At 47.8% G+C, this 19,335-nt stretch carries 21 protein-coding genes and 2 tRNA genes; 11 read left to right on the top strand and 12 right to left on the bottom strand.

The window, feature by feature from the left end:
* The first annotated feature begins 28 nt into the window (after positions 1 to 28).
* Positions 29 to 490: a ferritin-like domain-containing protein gene (locus tag OXH00_24120; GenBank protein MCY3744110.1), complete on the top strand. Its 462-nt coding sequence runs from the start codon at positions 29 to 31 to the stop codon at positions 488 to 490.
* A 118-nt stretch (positions 491 to 608) separates the two neighbouring features.
* Here OXH00_24120 and OXH00_24115 read toward each other — a convergent pair whose 3' ends face one another.
* The 8 genes from OXH00_24115 to OXH00_24080 form a co-directional block, all read right to left on the bottom strand.
* Positions 609 to 1,232, bottom strand: coding sequence for a hypothetical protein (locus OXH00_24115; protein ID MCY3744109.1), 624 nt, complete (start codon positions 1,230 to 1,232; stop codon positions 609 to 611).
* A gap of 285 nt (positions 1,233 to 1,517) precedes the next feature.
* Complete coding sequence (locus OXH00_24110) at positions 1,518 to 2,249, bottom strand: hypothetical protein (GenBank protein ID MCY3744108.1); 732 nt, start codon at positions 2,247 to 2,249, stop codon at positions 1,518 to 1,520.
* Positions 2,250 to 2,296: 47 nt separating this feature from the next.
* Entirely contained in the window at positions 2,297 to 3,040 is a 744-nt protein-coding gene (locus OXH00_24105) for a hypothetical protein (GenBank protein MCY3744107.1), read from the bottom strand.
* 205 nt (positions 3,041 to 3,245) lie between these two features.
* Positions 3,246 to 3,530, bottom strand: a complete 285-nt coding sequence (locus OXH00_24100) for a hypothetical protein (protein ID MCY3744106.1) — start codon at positions 3,528 to 3,530, stop codon at positions 3,246 to 3,248.
* 16 nt (positions 3,531 to 3,546) lie between these two features.
* A complete protein-coding gene (locus OXH00_24095) occupies positions 3,547 to 3,960 on the bottom strand; it encodes a hypothetical protein (GenBank protein ID MCY3744105.1) in 414 nt (137 codons plus the stop codon).
* Positions 3,961 to 3,967: 7 nt separating this feature from the next.
* Positions 3,968 to 5,143 carry an ABC transporter permease gene (locus OXH00_24090; protein ID MCY3744104.1) on the bottom strand — a complete coding sequence of 392 codons (1,176 nt, stop codon included), beginning with the start codon at positions 5,141 to 5,143 and terminating at the stop codon, positions 3,968 to 3,970.
* Positions 5,144 to 5,287: 144 nt separating this feature from the next.
* Entirely contained in the window at positions 5,288 to 6,376 is a 1,089-nt protein-coding gene (gene xylF / locus OXH00_24085) for a D-xylose ABC transporter substrate-binding protein (GenBank protein MCY3744103.1), read from the bottom strand.
* Between the two features lie 19 nt (positions 6,377 to 6,395).
* Complete coding sequence (locus OXH00_24080; GenBank protein ID MCY3744102.1) at positions 6,396 to 7,649, bottom strand: hypothetical protein; 1,254 nt, start codon at positions 7,647 to 7,649, stop codon at positions 6,396 to 6,398.
* Between the two features lie 441 nt (positions 7,650 to 8,090).
* Between OXH00_24080 and OXH00_24075 the strand changes: the two genes are divergently transcribed.
* The 6 genes from OXH00_24075 to OXH00_24050 all read left to right on the top strand — a co-directional run bounded on the left by OXH00_24075 (position 8,091) and on the right by OXH00_24050 (position 12,131).
* Positions 8,091 to 9,116, top strand: coding sequence for a TAXI family TRAP transporter solute-binding subunit (locus tag OXH00_24075; protein ID MCY3744101.1), 1,026 nt, complete (start codon positions 8,091 to 8,093; stop codon positions 9,114 to 9,116).
* A 220-nt stretch (positions 9,117 to 9,336) separates the two neighbouring features.
* Positions 9,337 to 9,774, top strand: coding sequence for a 50S ribosomal protein L13 (gene rplM / locus OXH00_24070; protein MCY3744100.1), 438 nt, complete (start codon positions 9,337 to 9,339; stop codon positions 9,772 to 9,774).
* Positions 9,775 to 9,915: 141 nt separating this feature from the next.
* Positions 9,916 to 10,311: a 30S ribosomal protein S9 gene (rpsI, locus tag OXH00_24065; GenBank protein MCY3744099.1), complete on the top strand. Its 396-nt coding sequence runs from the start codon at positions 9,916 to 9,918 to the stop codon at positions 10,309 to 10,311.
* Between the two features lie 169 nt (positions 10,312 to 10,480).
* Positions 10,481 to 11,761, top strand: a complete 1,281-nt coding sequence (locus tag OXH00_24060; GenBank protein MCY3744098.1) for an adenylosuccinate synthase — start codon at positions 10,481 to 10,483, stop codon at positions 11,759 to 11,761.
* Positions 11,762 to 11,974: 213 nt separating this feature from the next.
* Positions 11,975 to 12,047, top strand: a tRNA-Lys gene (locus OXH00_24055).
* A 9-nt stretch (positions 12,048 to 12,056) separates the two neighbouring features.
* Positions 12,057 to 12,131: transfer RNA gene (locus OXH00_24050), tRNA-Glu, on the top strand.
* 141 nt (positions 12,132 to 12,272) lie between these two features.
* Here OXH00_24050 and OXH00_24045 read toward each other — a convergent pair.
* The 4 genes from OXH00_24045 to OXH00_24030 all read right to left on the bottom strand — a co-directional run bounded on the left by OXH00_24045 (position 12,273) and on the right by OXH00_24030 (position 14,913).
* Complete coding sequence (locus OXH00_24045; protein MCY3744097.1) at positions 12,273 to 12,536, bottom strand: 4Fe-4S binding protein; 264 nt, start codon at positions 12,534 to 12,536, stop codon at positions 12,273 to 12,275.
* A 204-nt stretch (positions 12,537 to 12,740) separates the two neighbouring features.
* Positions 12,741 to 13,478 carry a hypothetical protein gene (locus tag OXH00_24040; protein ID MCY3744096.1) on the bottom strand — a complete coding sequence of 246 codons (738 nt, stop codon included), beginning with the start codon at positions 13,476 to 13,478 and terminating at the stop codon, positions 12,741 to 12,743.
* Between the two features lie 46 nt (positions 13,479 to 13,524).
* The gene (locus OXH00_24035; protein ID MCY3744095.1) at positions 13,525 to 14,232 is read right to left on the bottom strand and encodes a hypothetical protein; all 708 of its coding nucleotides are present in this window, start codon (positions 14,230 to 14,232) and stop codon (positions 13,525 to 13,527) included.
* 87 nt (positions 14,233 to 14,319) lie between these two features.
* On the bottom strand, positions 14,320 to 14,913 hold the full coding sequence (locus tag OXH00_24030; protein ID MCY3744094.1) for an RNA polymerase sigma factor: 594 nt from the start codon (positions 14,911 to 14,913) through the stop codon (positions 14,320 to 14,322).
* Between the two features lie 265 nt (positions 14,914 to 15,178).
* Between OXH00_24030 and OXH00_24025 the strand changes: the two genes are divergently transcribed.
* The 4 genes from OXH00_24025 (at position 15,179) to OXH00_24010 (ending at position 19,206) form a co-directional block, all read left to right on the top strand.
* Positions 15,179 to 16,738, top strand: a complete 1,560-nt coding sequence (locus tag OXH00_24025) for a carboxypeptidase regulatory-like domain-containing protein (GenBank protein ID MCY3744093.1) — start codon at positions 15,179 to 15,181, stop codon at positions 16,736 to 16,738.
* Between the two features lie 59 nt (positions 16,739 to 16,797).
* On the top strand, positions 16,798 to 17,496 hold the full coding sequence (locus OXH00_24020) for a hypothetical protein (GenBank protein ID MCY3744092.1): 699 nt from the start codon (positions 16,798 to 16,800) through the stop codon (positions 17,494 to 17,496).
* Positions 17,497 to 17,545: 49 nt separating this feature from the next.
* On the top strand, positions 17,546 to 18,289 hold the full coding sequence (locus tag OXH00_24015; protein MCY3744091.1) for a hypothetical protein: 744 nt from the start codon (positions 17,546 to 17,548) through the stop codon (positions 18,287 to 18,289).
* A 215-nt stretch (positions 18,290 to 18,504) separates the two neighbouring features.
* A complete protein-coding gene (locus tag OXH00_24010) occupies positions 18,505 to 19,206 on the top strand; it encodes a hypothetical protein (protein ID MCY3744090.1) in 702 nt (233 codons plus the stop codon).
* Positions 19,207 to 19,335: the final 129 nt, after the last annotated feature.

Below are 19,335 nucleotides of genomic sequence, written 5' to 3'. Positions count from 1 at the left end.
ACGCAATCATCTACGATAGGAGAAAACAATGGAAAACGGAAACAGAGACGCAATTATCAAGGAACTGACTCGTGCTTATTGGTTAGAGTTGGAAGCCACCATTAATTATTTGGCGATCTCCGTTGACTTGGACGGCATCCGCGCTGAGGAAATTAAAAAATCCTTGGCAGCAGATATCCAAACAGAAATTACACACGCACAAGAACTTGCCGCTCGCATCAAGGAAATCGAGGGGCGCGTACCGGGTTCGTTCGCCTTTAAACCGGAACAGGCATCACTTCAACCGCCTGAAGATTCAACGGATGTTGTGGCAACGATCCATGGGGTCATCGAAGCCGAAAACGCCGCGATTGAACAATACAACAAAATTATCCGCTTATGCGATGGGATAGACTACGTCACGCAAGACCTCTGCGTCAAACTCCTCGCCGATGAAGAAAAGCATCGTCGGGAGTTCAGAGGTTTCCTCAAAGAATACGAGAACGACTAATCCCATTAAAACGGGTGGAAGATAGTTTCTGAGAAAAACGAACAACGGGCATTATTGCCCGTTGTTTTTTTGTTGGTAGAATGTATGAAAATACCAGTGCCTGCGTCGAAAAGGAAAATTACTGCTTCTCAAGCACCATCTCTTCACCGGTATCAGTTATCAGGACGACTGTATTCCCCTGTTTCGTACAAGTGGATCGCGCAAACGGTTTGACGAAATCAGACCTGAAGTCCTCGTCATAATCTTGCTCTGCTTCCGCGAGTGCCCGATCAAATACGACCTGAAAAAAATCTTTCGGTTCAGTGGCTATATGCACCTCTGCTTCTTTTGTAAATATCGAGAGTGTCTGGCCATCGAAAGCGTAAGTCCCCGACCATGTGCCAGTCGTCTCAAGAGTGGCAGGCGGTATATCTGGGAAATCAATTACAGTTTTTTCCACAAGATCGCAAGTCCACGAATCATCAGCGGCAAAGGCGAAGTTAAGTTGTTTTACCGTGATTTCTGCTTCGCCGCCAACTGTAAAAGATTCGAGGTATTCTTTAGGCGTTTTACCGAAAATTGAAACAACCTCCCAAGAACCGTGCAATTCTGCATTTGCCAACGACGAAGCAGACGATTCAGCCGCGGATTCTTCAGCTTTTTCTTTCAGTAACTCTTCAGGTTTTTTCAAATCGTCACCGCAGCCGACCACGCCTAAAAACATCATACCAAAAAGTAGGACTGGGATAACAAAGTTTTTCAAGACCATTTTCCTCACAGTAATAGTATTGCGCCTGGTTTCTGCGCGTTCCGCTAATCTTCTTGTAGGAGCGAGCTGGGCTCGCGACCGCGAGATGTGGGTTTGCATTTTTCCAACAACGGACGCTTCTTGTAGGAGCGAGCTGTGCTCGCGACCTTTATAAGTTTATCTTTAGCGCGCCCCAGACCGTCGGCAACTTCTGCACAGGTTCCACATCAAGCCCGATTTCAAAATTTTGCCGGACTTCATCATACGTGAGAGGGCGGTTGTAGATACGGACCTCATCGATTATACCGGAAAAAAATCTTCTGCGCTGCCACGATTGTTTTTCGCGCCAAGATAGACAGGTTCTGTAAACGGGGCGAAAATGGCACCTGATACAAGAGGTTTACCAAAACGATACCGCCTACCGTCTATATGGATCATTTTTCTGCTTCGTTCGCCTCCGGCTGCGTCTACATAAGGTTCATATGCGTAAACAATGTGATGCCATTTCCCATCAAGGATCCGAACCGACTTTACAGACATAGTAGACCTGCATGAACCGTTTCCTGTTCGATACGTGGTATGAGAAAAGATGATATCTTCAATAACAACATTATCAAGAATAGTAAGCGGTTCCATGTTTACGATAAATTCCAGGCCCCAACCCATGCAATCTGCGTCAATGACTCTGAAAAGTGCCATATCGCCTTTTTTGAAACTCGGTTTGATCCAAGCTTCAAACGTCGCTGAACCCATCTGATTTCCAAAATCACCAAGATTTGTCAAATTCACATAATCGTCCAAACCATCAAATTCCAAAGCATCCTTCGTCCGTCCAGCAACAACCTTCGGATCCCCAACAATTGTCGCATCATTTTTGCCCCAGACATCTTTAACCGTGTTATCAGCAATGTCTTGTCGGTCAAACGTCCAATAACTCACAAGTCCATCTGTCACCACCTGCTCAGCATACCCGCTGTGGCAAAGCGAAGCAATAGCTAACACGGATATGAAAAGGTAGATTAACTTTTGCATAGTTGTCTCCTTAGTAGGTTATTCTCGTTGTGGTCAACGGCCAAATTTCACGGACTATCATTTTCTTCCTTTTGTTGTCTCGCGAAATCAACATGAACGCCCTTCTTTAGGAACACCGTCCACCGCTTTGGCGTTTTATCTCCGGCGATGTGATCAATCTGACCTGTTGCACGAATCAGAACGGTCTGCTCCTGCAGTAATGCCTTATTAATCTGAACCACCGTCTCATTTTCGCGCGGGTTTTCAACGAGTCCGACGATGCTTACAATTCTGTCGCTTGGCGCAGGGATCCGTGTCGATTGACTGGTGATGGCTACCATCCCGTTCGTCCCGTATAACGCACTTGGCTCGTTCCATTTCAAAACACGCGTCGCAGCGTGTTCCGCAACAGTCGCGCCTATAAGATCATCTTGATACCCTTCAATCGAGATCCAATCACCGACCTCCAGTTCCTGTTCTGCAGGTGTTAAATCCCAATCAACCTGTTTCGCATCTAACAGCGATAGTGCTTCAGCGTCTTCCTCGGTATCCACCGGTGCCTGCTCGGACGAGGCTTCCGACTCTGGTGCCGTAATCGCTTCTGTAGGTGCGGGTTGTTCGCCTTCCTGATCCGATGTTTCTATCGGTGCCGATACTTCATTTGCCGCATCGGATACAGATGCTACTTGTTCTGGTTCTTCCGCCAATTCCGCTTTATCTGGATTGAAAATATACAAGAAAGCCGTCGCCACGAAACCCAAAGCAGAGATACCTAACAAAACAAAAAACGTAAACTTAAATACCGTCTTCATAAGCCTCTCCTGCCGGTTAGATTCACTTGATGATGGTGAGGAGCATTATGTTAAGACTTACACATTCCTCTTAAAGTCCCCCTGGTAAGGGGGATTTAGGGGGTTTAAAGGGCGAAAATTACCGCTTTTTGTGTCTAAATGTCCGATATTTTTTCAACTTGTGTAAGTCCTATATGTAACGGATCTCGTGCAATTCAAACGTTATTTACTTTACCCAATAGAAATCGCCGCTGGAAGCCGGCCAATCAAGAACATACAAAATTTGAGATTTTGTCTCATATTTCTCGACTTCATTACGGACACTTGCCCAACGCTTCTGGACTTCATCCGTTTCAAGTTTGTTAAAGATTTCTGGGTTTTCGTATTCTGGTATAACTTCCTGCCAGCATGTCATTGCAAGGTTTTTCAGATTTTCGACCTTTTTTTCTCGAGGTGTGTGCATATCCCTAATCAGTTCGTCTATTTGGTGTATGATTTGCGGTACCGACATTTAGATCTCCTTGGTATTAACATCTTGCTGTAATGAATGTTCGTTGGTGAATGACTCTTCGCTGTACTGAGAAACCTGCTTTATTTAGAGCATTACTTATTGCAAGCTCACTAAATTGTCCCGTTGTAATAACAATTCGCTTTACTTGTAGGCTTTGGGCCTGCTTGATGAAGGCGTTTGGTTCGACAAATGCTCCTGTTGGAACTGGAACGAAAGGAACATTTGATGCTCGCAAAAATCGAACATGTGTCCCCAAAATATCTCTCAATTGCACTTCATTGACATTCGCGACGATTGTGTTTGGTCCATGATTCAAGTCCACATGTCTGAAATCCTGACGCTGGCTTCGAGGTGTGATAAAGTTGTCCAAGGGGCCGCCTACATTCACAACTTTTACTTCTGTGTGTTGGATATCTGTATCTACAATCACTGTTTACCTACTCCGTCCGCAACCTTGGATCCAGAGCATCACGGACAGCATCACCGAACAGATTCGCAGGCAGCACCAACCCAAACATAAAAGCAAACGCTGCAGTGAGATTCCACCACACAATCGGATCGCGCGCAAGTTCCAAACGCGCCGTGTTAATCATGTTCCCCCAACTTCCAGTCGTCGGGTCAACACCGATCTGGAGGTAGCTCAGCAACGCCTCCGTCAACACCAATCCACTAAATCGTAGGATAGCAGTAATCAGGACGATATGCATGAGATTCGGAATGATATGCTTGAGAATAATGAGTCCACGCCGCACACCGAAGGCTTCAGCGGCTTGGATATACTCCAATTCTCGGAGTTTCAAAGTTTCGCCGCGCAGGATACGACACAACCCCGTCCAACTGCTGATCCCCATAATAAGACAGAGATTGAATAAACCTTGTCCAAACAGGAGCATGAAAGCGACAATGAGTAGGATACTCGGAATCGAAGCAAGCGTAGCATAGATGTACTGAACGGCATCATCTACCCAACCACCGAAGTAGCCCGCAATCACACCAAAAAGCATGGCAAACGGCACAGCAATCAGGGTGGTAAACCCACCGATAATGAGACCGGTACGGACCCCCTTTAAAGCACGATAAAAGACATCGCTGCCGACCTTATCAGTACCCAAAAGATGTGTCCGCGGATGTTCAAGCGGTGGATAGTCCCGAATTGTTCGACCATCAGCGGTCTGAACGTTGGTCTTAGCATATAGGCGGGTCGCTAAAGGCGCGGAATAGGTTTTCTCGGTCCGTTCGCGAAGCGGCGTGCAAAGCCTATCAAGCAGGCTCAAACTTCTCGGTTTGTAAACGACGGCACCGTTCTCGTTTCGGGTAAGCACTTGATCCGTCTGACGTATCAATGGGTCGCGCCACTGGATACTATCCAATACGCCGATGAGGAGATACCCCAAGAGGATGAACAGACAAACCATGGCAAGACGGTTGCCACGTATCTGTCGCGCGGCATTCCGCCAATGCTCTTGCCGCGCGGCGTATCGCAGAAGCCACCCCGCAGCGACAAGGCATGCAATAACGATTATATTCTGATACGCATCGGAATACCAGACCCAACTCAGCCGGTCACCAATTCCGATGCCTTCAGTATCCACTCCGAATAAAAAAATAGGCATATTATATCAGTTGTCAGTTGTCAGTTGTCAGTTAAGACCTTGTGGTGTTTACTTTTCCTGCGACTGCCACAAAAAACCTCTTTAAACTGGTTACTGGTTACTGGTTACTGGTCAAGATTTTTCGCAGAAAAATCGTACTGATAACTATTCCTGATACACGGCTTCACGCGTGTGAAATCCATCTTTAATGACAACTTCATCGAGATTCGCTTTGTCAACTTGGATGGGTGTAAGCAAAATGGATGGAACGTCAATTTTACCGTTATTCACTGTCTGTGTGGCTTCAGCGAGCGTTTCACCTTTTGCGAGTGCGACAGCCGCTTGTGCCGCCTTTGTTGCAATAAGGTGAATCGGTTTATAGACCGTCATCGTTTGTGTGCCTTTAACGATCCGTTGACACGCCGCAAGCTCGGCATCCTGTCCTGAAACGATTACACGCCCCGCCAGATTCTGTCCTGCGAGTGCTTGAATAACACCACCTGCCGTGCCATCGTTAGACGCAACCACAGCATCGACCCTATTGTTCGTCTGTGTCAACACCTGTTCCGCCTTCTTCAGCGCATCACGCGGATCCCAATTGACTGCCCAATGTTTGCCTTCTGCTACCAATCGGATGTCGCCACCGTCAATCGCGGTTTGCAAAGCGCGCATCTGCCCTTTCCGTAGAAGTTGCGCGTTATTATCCGTTGGCGCACCACCGAGGAGGAAATAATTACCTTTCGGTTTTTGACGCAGCAGATATTCGGCTTGCAGATACCCAACCTGCTCGTTGTCAAAGGAGATATAGAGGTCGGGTGAACTCTCGCGAATCAACCGGTCATAAGCGACCACTTTGATCCCTTCTGCATGCGCAGCTTGAACGATTTGAGCGGCAGCGACGCTATCCTTCGGAATAACAACGAGGACATCCACGCCCTGCGTGATCATGTTCTCTGCTTGCTCATTTTGCCGCCGTTCATCGCCATCGGCAGATTGGACGATAACTTCGGCACCCAGTTTTTCCGCTTCAGCCGTGAAAATATCACGATCCTTCTGCCACCGTTCTACACGCAACGAATCCATGGACAAACCGATTTTAATCTTCTCAGCAGTAGTATCGCCTGCCTCTTCATTTTTCTTCGGCGCACTCGGATCCGCGCATCCGAATAACATGACGAGACACACTGTCAAAACGCAGAAAATGGGGAGCAATTTCAGATAAACCTTGCTATTAATAGTCGAGCGGTACTTCATATAACACTCCTTTCAAGATTTACTCTTGTTTTTCAGGGGTATCCGTTTCGGAAGCGGGGAGTTCAGGAGTCGTCTCGCTAACGACATCACCAATTTTCAGAGGCTCTGCTATTTCAACGACGCGAAAAATGGAGACCTTACCCGTCAGGATCTCGGAGACCGCCAAGGTCCCAATTTGTTTCGGTACGTATGTCAGAATTTCACCCGTATCTATATCTCGAACCGGCTTGCCCTTGGTAGAGACAGTAAATTCTTGGTTGATCGCTATCCCCTTATCGGAACCGATATTGACGTAGATCATATCCGGGTTTTCATTATCGAGATACGTAATCTTCCCTTTGACCGGTCCATCCGTTAGCGTTGAAACTGTTTGCGCGCCTTTTTCGGAGGCCGCGGGTTGCGGTTCCCAACGGGTAATGAAGTTCGGTCCAATGTTATCTCGGAGTGCCAAAACCACTTTGATCAGTGCTTCATTTGTCACCATGCCGAAAAGTGTTCTATCGTATTCAGCACTCGCAAACTGGATTTCATTCAGTTCTGTCGGCTTAACAATTGGGCGCGGGTTCTTTCGCTGCTTCTCCGATGTCTGACCAAACGAAAGATTCGTCCCTTCTTCTGTCACGCTTGCTTCAAGAGAGGCAAATCTCGTGCCAGCGTACGAGTGATCACGGGTAGCGGAAATCCGAGGCTCAGCAACCGAATCGCCCGACGCATTGTAAAATTTCATATTCAGTTGGATCGTTACACGGTGCAGCGACCCGCGCAGGATGACCGGCGCCGTGTAACTGGCTGTGCCTTGCCGTGCTTCGCGGCCCCCTTCGCGCAGCGTCCGAGAAGCGTTCGTGCGGAGCCGTTCCTGATTAAACTTTCGGATATTACCTAACACAATTACATCAGCATTGAGATGTTTCGCAAGCGTGGCGCGCTGCGCCTGATCTAATTTTTTCAAACTATGTCGCGAGAGCGTCATAAGTGCCATAGCATCTAAAAGTTCGTCTTTCGGAATCGGTTCATACACGTTCGTTTCCACTAACTTCCGGTTGAGTATTTTGGCAAAGCCTGCCTCCAAGTCCCAGCGTTTTTTTGTGCTAAAAATATTGCCGATAAAACTTGGTATACAACCGCATCCCGTCGGAGAATCAAAGCGGCTGTTGTCCTCAAAATAGAGCACCGCAACCCGTTTTTTCGGTGCTGCTTCGCTAACGGCAGCAGTACTAATGATAAAACCTAAACTGAATCCTACCAGCAATAGATATGAGAAGAAGCGTTTCACTGTATTTTTGCCTCCTTTTCGTTTACTCACCTTCACGGTTATAGTCTAACAATTGTTTGAACATTTATCAAGGAAATTTAACTGCAAAGTAGTAGGCACGCTCCGCGTGCCGTAACATCCGAAAACTTGTCTCTCTACAAAAGACTTGAAATGTCTCAAAACATTTGGTATCATTTCTATGAGTTAATGCGCACCATCTACAAGCCAAAACTGGCTATACAATATACAAACGAAAAAGGAAATTCTATGTTTACAATGAATAAATTCGTGTCCCGCGTCTTATTACATATAACCCAAGTTGCTACTCTCAGGTTTTGGACGTTTCAAAGAGGACTTTCAGGCACTTTCCTCACCCCAGAGGGGTGCTATGTCTATAGAAAACGGTATGTTCAAACAGTCGCACCCCAGAGGGGTGCTATGTCTGTAAATAGGTGGCGACTCGTGTTACATATATCTATATGCCTTGTACTGATTGCATCCGTTGTTTTCTGTGGTTGTAGCGATAAACAATCGGCTGAAAAACCGAAAACAGATAACACGGCTTCTCAGGAAAAGGAATGGCTCTCAATTCTCGGAGGCACCATCGGTGGTAGTTTTTCGCAGTTCGCCGGAGGCGTGCGTCAAGTCGTCACGAAACACGAACCACATCTGAAAATATCTGTTGACGGCTCCGCAGGTTCTGTCGAAAATACGCGGCGTGTCAACGAAGACCCGGAAGCCCTCGGTGTCGTTTTTGCCGCTGAAAGTTATCTCGGCTATCACGGCAAAGATATTTTCGCAGAAGAGGGACCCAAAACCAATATCCGCGTGGTAACCCTGCTCTTTGTCGCCTATGACCAGTTCTCAACCTTAGCGAACAGTGATGTTCATCAGTTTGAGGACATCGTTGGCAGGAAAATCGCCGTAGGCGCGAGCGGCTCCGGCACCGCACAGACGTTGGAGCGGTTATCGAAATTGGCGGGTATCTGGGGCGAGTTCACACCGATTTACAAGGGCGGCACTGCAGCCGCCGAGGCACTTCAAAACGGACAAGTCGATGGATTCCAGTGGCTTGTCAGTGTGCCAAATAGTGCCGTCATTGAGTTGACAACGATTAAATCCATCCGGATGTTGGACCTTGACACACCTGCTAAGAAGTACGGTTTCTACGAGAAATACCCGTTCTACCTCTCTGGCTCTTTGCCTGAAGGCGCGTATGAAGGCAAAGTTAAACCTGTAAAAACTATTTTGATGCCAACGCTACTCATCGCACACAAGGATGTCAGCGAGAAGACGATCTATACCATCCTAAAACACGTTTACGCACCGGAAGGGCATCAGGCAATGCTGCTCGTAAACCAAGCAGCAGCAGATATGACAATAGAAAACGGATCAAAGGCGTTTGTAATTCCATTACATCGCGGGGCATACAAATTTTGGAGCGAACAAGGCATCGAAATCCCAACCCACGCAATGCCCGTGGATTAATTGTTCTCAAGTTTTAATCTACATGGAACCTCGCTTATTGACAACTGATTGCTGATAACCGACTGCTGATGGCTGACGACTAACAAAAATTTGACAAATGCCATCTTTCATGATATAATATTATGCGGTTGTGTTTGCAATTATACACATGCTATTGAGAGCAGTGCATGCGAACAAGAGACTACAAAAAGTTTGGTTATTAGTAAAGGGATAGGAAATCATGGTACTGAAAACGAAAACCTATTTTCCGAAAACGGGTAAAGACATTAAATGGTATGTGGTAGACGCGGAGGGGCAGGTACTCGGGCGTTTAGCATCCGGCATCGCACAAGTACTGCGCGGAAAAAATGACCCGCGGTTTACGCCCCACGCCGATTTAGGTTTTCGCGTTGCTGTTGTGAATGCAGAGAAGGTACACGTCACGGGAAACAAGCGTGAGCAGAAAACCTATTTTAGGCATAGCGGCTACCCGGGTGGTGATAAATACCGAACCTTCAATGAGCAGATGAAACTCAAGCCAGAGGCGATTATCATGGATGCCGTCAAGGGCATGCTCCCCAAGAATAGCCTCGGCAGGCAATTAATGAAGGGACTCAAAGTTTACACTGGACCGTCTCACCCGCATCAAGCACAGGAACCGGAAGTCTTAACGTTTTAATTCAGTTGAGGTGCCGCCTTCGCAGAGCGTGCCTACAACCTACCTCATAAATGGTAGGAGGGGTTTGTAACCCCGATTGACTACCTCATAAATGGTAGGAGGGGTTTGTAACCCCGATTGATTTTGGAGAGTATGAGCAGTATGGCTATTGAACAATTCTGGGGAACCGGTCGACGTAAAACCTCAGTGGCGCGGGTCCGTATTATCCCCGGTGGTGAAGCTGGGATTATCGTCAATAAGAAACCGATTCAGGAATACTTCCAACGTGCCGACCACTGGCAGGCAGCGCAACGCCCGATCGAGCATGTTGAGAAAAGCGGTGAGTTTGCTGTACTCGTCAACGTCAAAGGTGGCGGGCATACCGGGCAGGCTGGCGCGATTTCACACGGACTCGCACGCGCACTCGTTAAAGCTGATGAATCCTTGAAGTCTTCCCTGAAAAAAGCAGGGTTTTTGACTCGCGATCCGAGAATGGTCGAGCGGAAGAAATACGGGCAAAAAGGCGCACGCGCACGCTTTCAATTCTCTAAGCGTTAGAATTGTCGGCTCCCTCGCACATTTCACCGTTGGGCGGATATTGAAACCCACCAACAGCGTTCCCCCTAATCACGGATTTTATCATAACGTAAAAGGCACGCGGAACGCGTAGCACGAACGCGGCCGAATACCGCGTCTACACGTCTTTGTGAGTAGCAAGAGGTTTTGTATGTCAAACATTGTCATCTTAGGTGCACAGTGGGGCGATGAGAGTAAAGGTAAACTGACCGATGTCTTTGCCGGAGATGCGGATGTCGTCGCACGCTATCAGGGCGGCGATAATGCTGGGCATACCATCGTTCTCGGTGATCAGACCTTTATTCTTCATCTCATCCCATCGGGTATCCTCAGACCCGACACCGTGAACGTTATCGGCAACGGAGTCGTCATCAATCTGGAGACGCTCTTCGGTGAAATTGACCGGTTGCAGGCACAGGGTATTGAGGTCAGCAGTGATAACTTGAAAATCAGCGACCGCGCCCACCTTATTCTCCCCTACCATAAGGCGGTTGAGCAGTGGGAACAGATGGGAAGTGCTACCAAAATCGGCACCACCTCGCGCGGTATTGGACCCACCTACTCCGATAAGATGAACCGACATGCTGGCATTCGCGTCGGCGATCTCCTTGAGTTTGACCAGTTCCAAAAGAAATTGGATTACAACCTCGAAACCAAAGCCGAAGCACTCCAGATAGGCGGCCCCGATCGACACGTCCTTCTCGAAACCTACTACGCCTACGCACAGCGGATTACGCCTTATGTGACCGATACCGTCGCATTCATGCATGAGGCACTTGCGACTGAAAAACGGATTCTCTTTGAAGGCGCACAGGGAACAATGCTGGATATAGATTTTGGAACATATCCCTACGTCACATCCTCTAACTGCACCGCAGGTGCCGTTTGTACCGGACTCGGCATCGGACCCAAAGCGATTCAAGAGGTGTTGGGGGTCTCCAAAGCCTACGTAACGCGCGTCGGCGGTGGACCCTTCCCTACGGAGATGCCACCCGACTTGGACGAAGAGATTCGGCAAATCGGAAAAGAATACGGTGCTACGACGCAACGTCCCAGACGCTGCGGGTGGCTTGATCTCGTCGCACTCCGATATGCAACGCAAATTAACGGACTCACCGCTATCGCAATGACGAAACTCGATGTATTTGATACACTCACCGATTTGCAGGTTTGTGTCGCTTACCGCTATAAAGGACAAGAAACCACCCGTTTCCCGAGTAGCCTACAAGTGTTAGAAGAGTGCGAACCGGTCTATGAAACGCTGCCCGGATGGGAACAACCTTTAACCGAAGCACGCACCGCAGCGGATATTCCGCAACGCACCAAAGACTATGTCGCTTATGTCTCCGATTACCTCAACGTCCCGATCCCGATTATCTCTATTGGACCCGATAGAGATCAAATTGTACAGTTAGGACAACCCCTCTGGTAACTGATAAATTTTGTAAAATAGGTTGAATAGTCTTGTAGGTTGGGTTGAACGGATTCCATCAAGACCCTTGAAACTTAAAGAGCATACACCAATCTCCTTATGATCTACATTAAAGAGAGATTGAGTGAAACCCAACGCCTTCTACTAAAAAATTTTCGTTTTAATTTGACATCCACCTAAAAGTATGGTATCATTAAAATTTGTGATGACTCCGAGCCGTTAGCTCAGCTGGTAGAGCATCTGACTTTTAATCAGGTGGTCACAGGTTCGATCCCTGTACGGCTCACATTCTGTTGCCCCCGTCGTCTAGCCTGGCCAAGGACACCGCCCTTTCACGGCGGCGACACGAGTTCAAATCTCGTCGGGGGTATTCTAACGCAAAATAGAGCAAGCAAAAAAGACAAGCCCCGGTTTTCGCGGGGCTTGTCTTTTATCTTTTTAAAGTCTCCCTGATAAGGGGGATTTAGGGGGTTAAATCTATGTTCAATTTGCGTAAGTCCTGTCCTTTTTCTTACTCGAAATACGCTGCGTTAATGTCTATGAAATCTTCCCACTCTTCAGGGACTTCATCCTCTATAAAGATCGCCTCAACCGGGCATTCCGGTTCACATATACCACAATCGATGCACTCTTCAGGATCAATGTAGAGTTGGTTAACTTCCGCAAATTCATCGGCTGCACCTGTCGGATGCGGATGAATACAATCCACCGGACAGACATCAACACACGCGCTGTCTTTTACGTCGATGCAGGGTTCACAAATTACGTACGTCATTTTTTCTCCTTTTTGTGTTTTGATCGGATAGGCAGCGTGTCCTAAGTTCCAAGTCGTGTGTATCGGGGGGCATGCCAATCCATTACTTTATGATTTGCACACTCGGGCCGTAGGGGCTGGGTCGCCCAGTCCTACGAGCGGGCAATACTATCGTGTGAGCGGGCAATACTATCGTGGAGTGTAAACTTATTTGCGGACTTTACTCTAAAACGGCAGGGCAGTCGTCACGTCGGCAGATGTCCAATGAATCTCAGGGTTCAGCGCATCGTTTGAATACCTATGACCACCTTGGACATAGCGGATGCCTACCATGTTTTCTAATCGGTAAGTGAGCTCCTTCGCCTCTGCGATAGCCACCTCGTCGTCTGCGTTCTTCTGTAGTTCAAAGCCTTTGTGAAGCAATTTCACGTGTAATCCATATCCTGCTAAGGCAGCTGCGAGGCGATTCGCCAGCGCCTGAAACTGTGAGAACTCGAGGTCAGTACGATCTTCCTGCCATAGATTAAAACCGCTATGGCGTACGGGGACATCTAAGCCCTCCTGTTCCAACAATGTTTCCAGGTGTATCATATCGTCGTAGCGATAGTCCACCCCTTCATCCGCGAGGATTTCCAGTCGAAAACCCCAATCAACAACGTTCAGAGGGAGTGATTGTTCCGCCACTAATGACTTTAGAATTTCCTTGATTTCCGGGGCACGGTTCGTCTCTAAGGCGAGTCGAGTCGTTGCTTCATCCCTCTCAGAGGCTGATCTACCTACGTAGATACCGTAACTTAGATTGTATTCATTCATCCATTGCTCTACGACTCGCTCTATCCTCGACTGCGTTGAACGGTCCGACTTCTCACTAACCACTAATGGACCTTTATCGGAAGCAATAAGAGGCAGTTTGAGTTCAGCAATTAAAGCGTCTAATAGTTCTTTGACATCATTTGGACGCATGAGTTTTCTCCTTTCTCTAAATCAAATTTTTTGTCCGTTTTGCAATTTAACGCCGCGGAAAACGCCACAGAGAGACGCAAATACTTGCACTCGTCCAACTCGTATCCGAGGCTTTTTCAGGGTTCGCATATTCATAAGCATTCAGCACATAATTAATCCCAAAGGTTGTATCTATCTGTTCAGCAAGTTTTTTCACTGTTGAAAGCGGTATTTCAGTTTCCGCATCTTTTTCGAGTTGGAAGCCTCGATGGAACATTTTTGCCTTGACCCCCTTCTCTTTGAGTAATACCTCAAATCGGTTTACAACCTTCTCAAGTTGCGGGAGTTGGACCTCAGTACCTGTTCTTTTTCCTAACCGAAAGCCGCCGTGGAGGATTTTAACTGGGTACTGCGTCGGGTCATCCACTGCAAATGTAATCAACCGGAAACCCCCGTCCCTGAAACGGATCGGTAGCGACTGTTCCGCTATGATAGATTCAATAAATGCTTCTATCGCTAAGAAGTCCAGCAATTCTTTCGCAGGTGAAGACGCATCGGTTTTCGTATAGAATTCCATAATATCGGGGCGGCCAGGCGGAAGCACATGGATTTTACCGTCCTTGTTCCATTGGTTAATAACATCCTTAATACGCGCCTCTGTCGTAGAATACTTTGCCTCTAAATCTTGCAAGGATGCCATATCTACTATGTCAATTGGAAAACTTTCCTCCACAAGTAATCGCTTCAGCAGTTCCTTGACATCCGTCGGTGTCATGTTGGATTCTCCTTTTGTGAATTAAGAATGCAAATCCGTAGAAAAGGTTACATATAAAAATCAAATTTTTTCGATATTTTATGACGGCTAACTTTTATCACCGAGTATATGATTGAATTCGTCCGGATACTCCGATTTCATCCAAGCAACTAACTTCTGTTTTGCCCGATGCAACCGCACCTTTGTCGCCGATGAACTAATGTCTAATGTTTTCGCGATTTCTTCAAGCGTCATGTTATCAAGTCTTAATTCAAACGCCCTACGCTCTGACTCCGGCAGCCGCTGCGCCAACATACGGACGATTTCTAATTGCTCTTCGGCAATTATTGACGCTATAGGCGAGCGGTGCGCAGGTGCTATTGTGTAGGTTTCAAAGATTTCATCAACTGGATCCGTCTCAACGCTTCTCCGACTCTCTCGGATGTGTGTGGCAATGAGTTGTTTCGCGATGCTAAACATCCAACTTGAAAACTTTTTACGATCCCGCAGGGTTCCGAGGTGTTTGTGCACTCTGATAAACGTCTCTTGCATCAGATCTTGCGCGGTTTCCCAGCTCCCAACGCGTCTGTAGAAAAAATTCAGAAGCGACATCTCATAGCGGTGATAGAGGATTTCAAAAGCATCCGCATTCTCATCGTCTAAACTTTGATACACCAATTCTTCGTCGCGTGACTCATCCATTGCCATTACATCCTCTGTTGAGGTCAACACTGTCAGAAGGGTTTGTAACCCCGATTTTGGAACTTCATCATAAGTTAAGAATGCAAATCCCAAAAAAAGGTTACATCAAAAAAGGAACCATGCTGTAATTTGCTATTAAGATAACGCGCGCCTATACGAGGGGACTCTTTACCGACAACTGATAACTGATAACTGACAACTAATTACCATTTTTCCCCATTTCATGCTACAATTGTTCATCAAACCCTTCAAGCGAATATATTGTATGAATAATACTATCTATTTGATTTTGCTACTGCTCTTTTTTACTACCGCCGTTGGCATCTGCCAAACACCAGACGGCGCATCCCTCCACGGCACATGCGTTGATGCCGAAAACGGGCAACCGATTCCCGATGTCCTTGTCCGTGCCGATGCTGAAAAGATCGCAAGTGTCTATCCCGACCGAGATTTTGAGCACGCAACAGCAACCCGTGCTAATGGCACTTTTTCACTAACGATCCCGAATGACCCACAGACCTACTACGCCTTCTCACTCATGGCACTTCATCCGAAGTATCAGGCGAAACGCTTGCGGCAGGAGATGTCCCCCGGAAAAAGGAAATATGATTTAGGAAAAATCGCACTGAAACACACGTTATCCCTGAAAGGCAGTATTTCTGGAGAAAAGAATCTCGCTGGACTTATCGTGAACCTAAAAATGCACGCCAAGTCGGCGGACTTCTTTCGTGCCGCCGCACCAATTGAACACGGAGCGAAAACTGACACCACGGGCAATTTCCACTTCGCTGAACTCTATCCGATTGCGTACACCTTGACAATTTCCCGAAACGATGTTATTATAGCCTACGTAGAATCTATTAACCCAGAAAAACAAGCAGAGGTTTCTATTCGCTTACCGAAACTGGAGACATTACGCGGGACAGTTGTTGACGGACGGGCACATCCGATAGCAAACGCGTTGATTTACGCAACGCGCCACGCCGAAACACCACACGGACACAGTGCTATTCTCGCAGCAGCGCAGACAGACGACGCTGGCAACTTTCAGATGCAAGTCGTAGAAACCAAATCGCAGTTTCTATCGCTTGAGATAAGCAAGAGGGGCTACTTTTCCAGAATCTACGAGAACGTGGATATCGAAAAGATGCCGTCGGTTGTTCGACTTGAAAAAGGAGTTACCGTTAAAGGACGCGTTATCCTGCCAGAGGCACTCCCCGCGGATGCACAGTTCACCGTAAGAGTGTTCCACGCCGATACACAGCCCCTGGATACACAGATCGAACCGAGCCTGAATCCGCTGGCGTTACATAAACCGCTCTTATCAAGATATTTTCCTGTAACAGAATCCGCTTTCCACATTGACGGACTGTTTGCAGAAGAATACACCCTCTATATCAGCGGAGACGGTATCTCGGCAACACGTATTGATGTGGACGCATCAACGAATCCTGAAGAGCTCCTTATCATAGCGGATCGACCCACTGCAACGCTGCAGGGTCAAGTGCTCTGGGCGGATACTGGCGAACCTGTCCGCAATGCTGTTGTTTCGCGGGCGTGGTATCCCTGGGAATTGCATCCGTCCGATATGTCAATGACACTGGATCGATTTGAGGTAGAGACAGACGCGCACGGCAAGTTTAAGTTCCGGAATCTTACCGAAACGCACTATCAACTACACATCCGTGCTGTTCGCGCGGTATTTGAGGATACCACAGAACGTTATCAACGGACGCGCATTCACAAACAGATCACAATTCCGGCTCCTAACACTGCATGCCGTATCTATCTGGGAAAACGAGACGGTACCCCTTTTGCAAAGTAGTAGGCACGCTCCGCGTGCCGTTCACTCTTTCTAAAGACCTTATGAAAACTAAAGACCTTATGAAAAACATCGCACACATTCTAATAGCAATCATAATCATTTGCGTCTTTTTTCTGCCACCGTGGCGCGCGGATGCCGTCCTTTGGGAAGACCATTTTGACCAAGAAGCAAAAGCGGATTGGCAGCACACCGGAAACGATTCCGTCTGGACGGTTGAGGACGGGTTTTTAAAGACAAAAATTCAAGCGCGAGAACAGTGGAGCATGATATTTGAACGCTACCAATTCATCGCTTACCCAGGCCCCTATAACGGCTTTACGATTACGCTCGAAACCGTCGGCGCAACGCATGCCAGATTCGGCATCGCTCTCGCAAAGCATTTCTATGATCCTGTGACTGAAATAGAAGAACACGGCTACTACCTCTTTTTCACAAACGATATGTATACATCAAGAGACGACAACCTATTCATCGAACCCGGACAGCGTTGGAATACCGACGAACTCCAACAGATGGAATTACACTTTAATGACGGCAGATTCCAACTCTCCGCTGATGGCGAATCCCGTATCGACTTTACCGACGCAAACTTCGATCACATTGATACCATCGCTTTTGTGCTTGCTGGATTTGTCACGGAAGACCTCAATGTCGGCACCGCATGGGTAGACACTTTTACAATTGACGGACTCGCAGTTTCACCCATACGAAAATTAGCAACAACATGGGCACATCTGAAAACCAGTTCTGACCGCTGATCGCTGACGGCTAATCACTATCTTACTGACAACTGATAACTATTAATAAATGCTCCGAAAAAATTTAGACCTCATCTTCAACGCACTTTTACTCATAACAGTCCTCGCCATCGGGTTTTGGAGCACTTACGCCAGAGCACGCTTGAATCCCGGTGAGCGCGCCCAACCCGCCAGTTCAGGTGCCTACTATAGAACCCCCGGTGTAAACGGAAAATGGTTCGGACCTGAGCTTAACTCCCTCACGCTCTGCGAAGGGGTCCATAACCTTTACAACAATAGAGGGCAATTTGACATCGTAGAAACCATTGAGAGTGCAGCGGTCTCCCGTTCAAGTATCCGAGGTGCCCTCCATTGGTACCGCGGACAGCAGTGGCGTTTTGCTACAGACGACACACCCTGGGGCACAAACTACTCCTACATTACCCTCCGCGACGATTTGGGATGGAGTGAAATTAGTGTCGGTGGCGGCACAACAGGCTACCCATGGAGCGGCGTTGAGCGACACTGGCGCGACGGCGATATTATCCACGCCCAAACCTTCGTCATCGGGTGGCGACGCTATGCACGCGGCGTGGAACGATGGGTCTGCCCGATGTATTACAAAGTCGGCGGATGGGAAGGTGAACCCCTTGAAGTTAACTGTAAAACCCTCAGAACTTGGTTCCCACCCGATTGGGACGTTTTGAAACAGAACGACGGAGACTTCGGACCCCCTGTCGAACGCAAACCCGGGGTCTTGAGCCGAAGAGGAAAGAAAACACAACGCTGGTACGACTGCATAAAAATCAATTAATCTGTGCATCACCAGGTCCGGTAGGTGCGCTTTGGAACAGGACTGACACCTTAAGCCATATAACGGGAACCTCGTCAACACATCGGTTCGTAGTAGGGCGATTCATCGCCCGTCGTAGTATGCGGGTTTGTAGTAGGGCGATTCATCGCCCGTCGCCCGATTGAGCCATCTTCGCTAGCGAGGTTTCCAATCTCGCTTAACCAAAATATCTTTCTATGCCACACAAAAACCTAAGCACCTTCATACTCCTCTACATATTCGTCAGCTGCACCCTCTCCGTATCCGCCGAGGTCTGGCACGACGATTTCGATACCGAAAACCCGCAAGCGTGGAACATCGTCGGAAACGATGCTGTCTGGAAAATAAACGACGGATTTCTACGCGCAGAGGTGAACCGCGATTGGAACGTGCAATACGAACTCTACCAATTCACCGCAATTCCAGCACCCTACAGAGATTTTGTAATCAAGATAACGGATTTCGGCGGCGACAAAACGCGTTTCGGGTTTTGTGTCGGACGGCATTTTGCCGATACACCCGGCGAAGATCCCTTCTTTTACGTCTTTTTCCCCGATGAAATCAGAGCACGCCGTTTTGATGGCAAAGGGAGCAGTCAACCCTTCCGATACCGACTCTCCAGAGAGCCACGCATCCGCTGGGAGACGGATGTCCTCACAGAGATGGAATTGTACTTTCATTCGGGATATTTTCTGCTGTTTGCGGACGGCGAATTCCGCACCGCATTCCAAGACGTGAACTTTGATAAAATTGAGATTCTCGGTTTTGTCATGGAAGGTCTTAATATCGCAAACCAGTGGGTCGGCGAGGCATGGGCAGATACCTTCACCATCTCCGGACTAAACGTCACCCCAGAAGTCAAATTAACCACAATGTGGAGCCAATTCAAGAGAAGATAATGGGTAGAAAGTATTTAGCGCGCGTCTCGATGCCACGCTGTCGGCGGATTATCTTGTAGGAGCGAGTTTTACTCGCGATTTCTCTCTGGTTGATCTTGTAGGAGCGAGTTTTACTCGCGATTGCTATAT

It is taken from the genome of Candidatus Poribacteria bacterium (assembly GCA_026706025.1).
In the GTDB taxonomy this organism is placed as follows: Bacteria; Poribacteria; WGA-4E; order WGA-4E; family WGA-3G; genus WGA-3G.
The sequence above is the reverse complement of the archived record's forward strand: the minus strand, read 5'-3'. Positions and strand labels throughout refer to the sequence as shown.

Excerpts from the sequence above, each read along its gene's own strand:
- OXH00_24120 (MCY3744110.1), top strand. The coding sequence starts at position 29 with ATGGAAAACGGAAACAGAGACGCAATTATCAAGGAACTGACTCGTGCT.
- OXH00_24110 (MCY3744108.1), bottom strand. The coding sequence starts at position 2,249 with ATGCAAAAGTTAATCTACCTTTTCATATCCGTGTTAGCTATTGCTTCG.
- OXH00_24105 (MCY3744107.1), bottom strand. The coding sequence starts at position 3,040 with ATGAAGACGGTATTTAAGTTTACGTTTTTTGTTTTGTTAGGTATCTCT.
- OXH00_24100 (MCY3744106.1), bottom strand. The coding sequence starts at position 3,530 with ATGTCGGTACCGCAAATCATACACCAAATAGACGAACTGATTAGGGAT.
- OXH00_24090 (MCY3744104.1), bottom strand. The coding sequence starts at position 5,143 with ATGCCTATTTTTTTATTCGGAGTGGATACTGAAGGCATCGGAATTGGT.
- xylF (MCY3744103.1), bottom strand. The coding sequence starts at position 6,376 with ATGAAGTACCGCTCGACTATTAATAGCAAGGTTTATCTGAAATTGCTC.
- rplM (MCY3744100.1), top strand. The coding sequence starts at position 9,337 with ATGGTACTGAAAACGAAAACCTATTTTCCGAAAACGGGTAAAGACATT.
- rpsI (MCY3744099.1), top strand. The coding sequence starts at position 9,916 with ATGGCTATTGAACAATTCTGGGGAACCGGTCGACGTAAAACCTCAGTG.
- OXH00_24060 (MCY3744098.1), top strand. The coding sequence starts at position 10,481 with ATGTCAAACATTGTCATCTTAGGTGCACAGTGGGGCGATGAGAGTAAA.
- OXH00_24045 (MCY3744097.1), bottom strand. The coding sequence starts at position 12,536 with ATGACGTACGTAATTTGTGAACCCTGCATCGACGTAAAAGACAGCGCG.
- OXH00_24040 (MCY3744096.1), bottom strand. The coding sequence starts at position 13,478 with ATGCGTCCAAATGATGTCAAAGAACTATTAGACGCTTTAATTGCTGAA.
- OXH00_24035 (MCY3744095.1), bottom strand. The coding sequence starts at position 14,232 with ATGACACCGACGGATGTCAAGGAACTGCTGAAGCGATTACTTGTGGAG.
- OXH00_24030 (MCY3744094.1), bottom strand. The coding sequence starts at position 14,913 with ATGGATGAGTCACGCGACGAAGAATTGGTGTATCAAAGTTTAGACGAT.
- OXH00_24025 (MCY3744093.1), top strand. The coding sequence starts at position 15,179 with ATGAATAATACTATCTATTTGATTTTGCTACTGCTCTTTTTTACTACC.
- OXH00_24020 (MCY3744092.1), top strand. The coding sequence starts at position 16,798 with ATGAAAAACATCGCACACATTCTAATAGCAATCATAATCATTTGCGTC.
- OXH00_24015 (MCY3744091.1), top strand. The coding sequence starts at position 17,546 with ATGCTCCGAAAAAATTTAGACCTCATCTTCAACGCACTTTTACTCATA.
- OXH00_24010 (MCY3744090.1), top strand. The coding sequence starts at position 18,505 with ATGCCACACAAAAACCTAAGCACCTTCATACTCCTCTACATATTCGTC.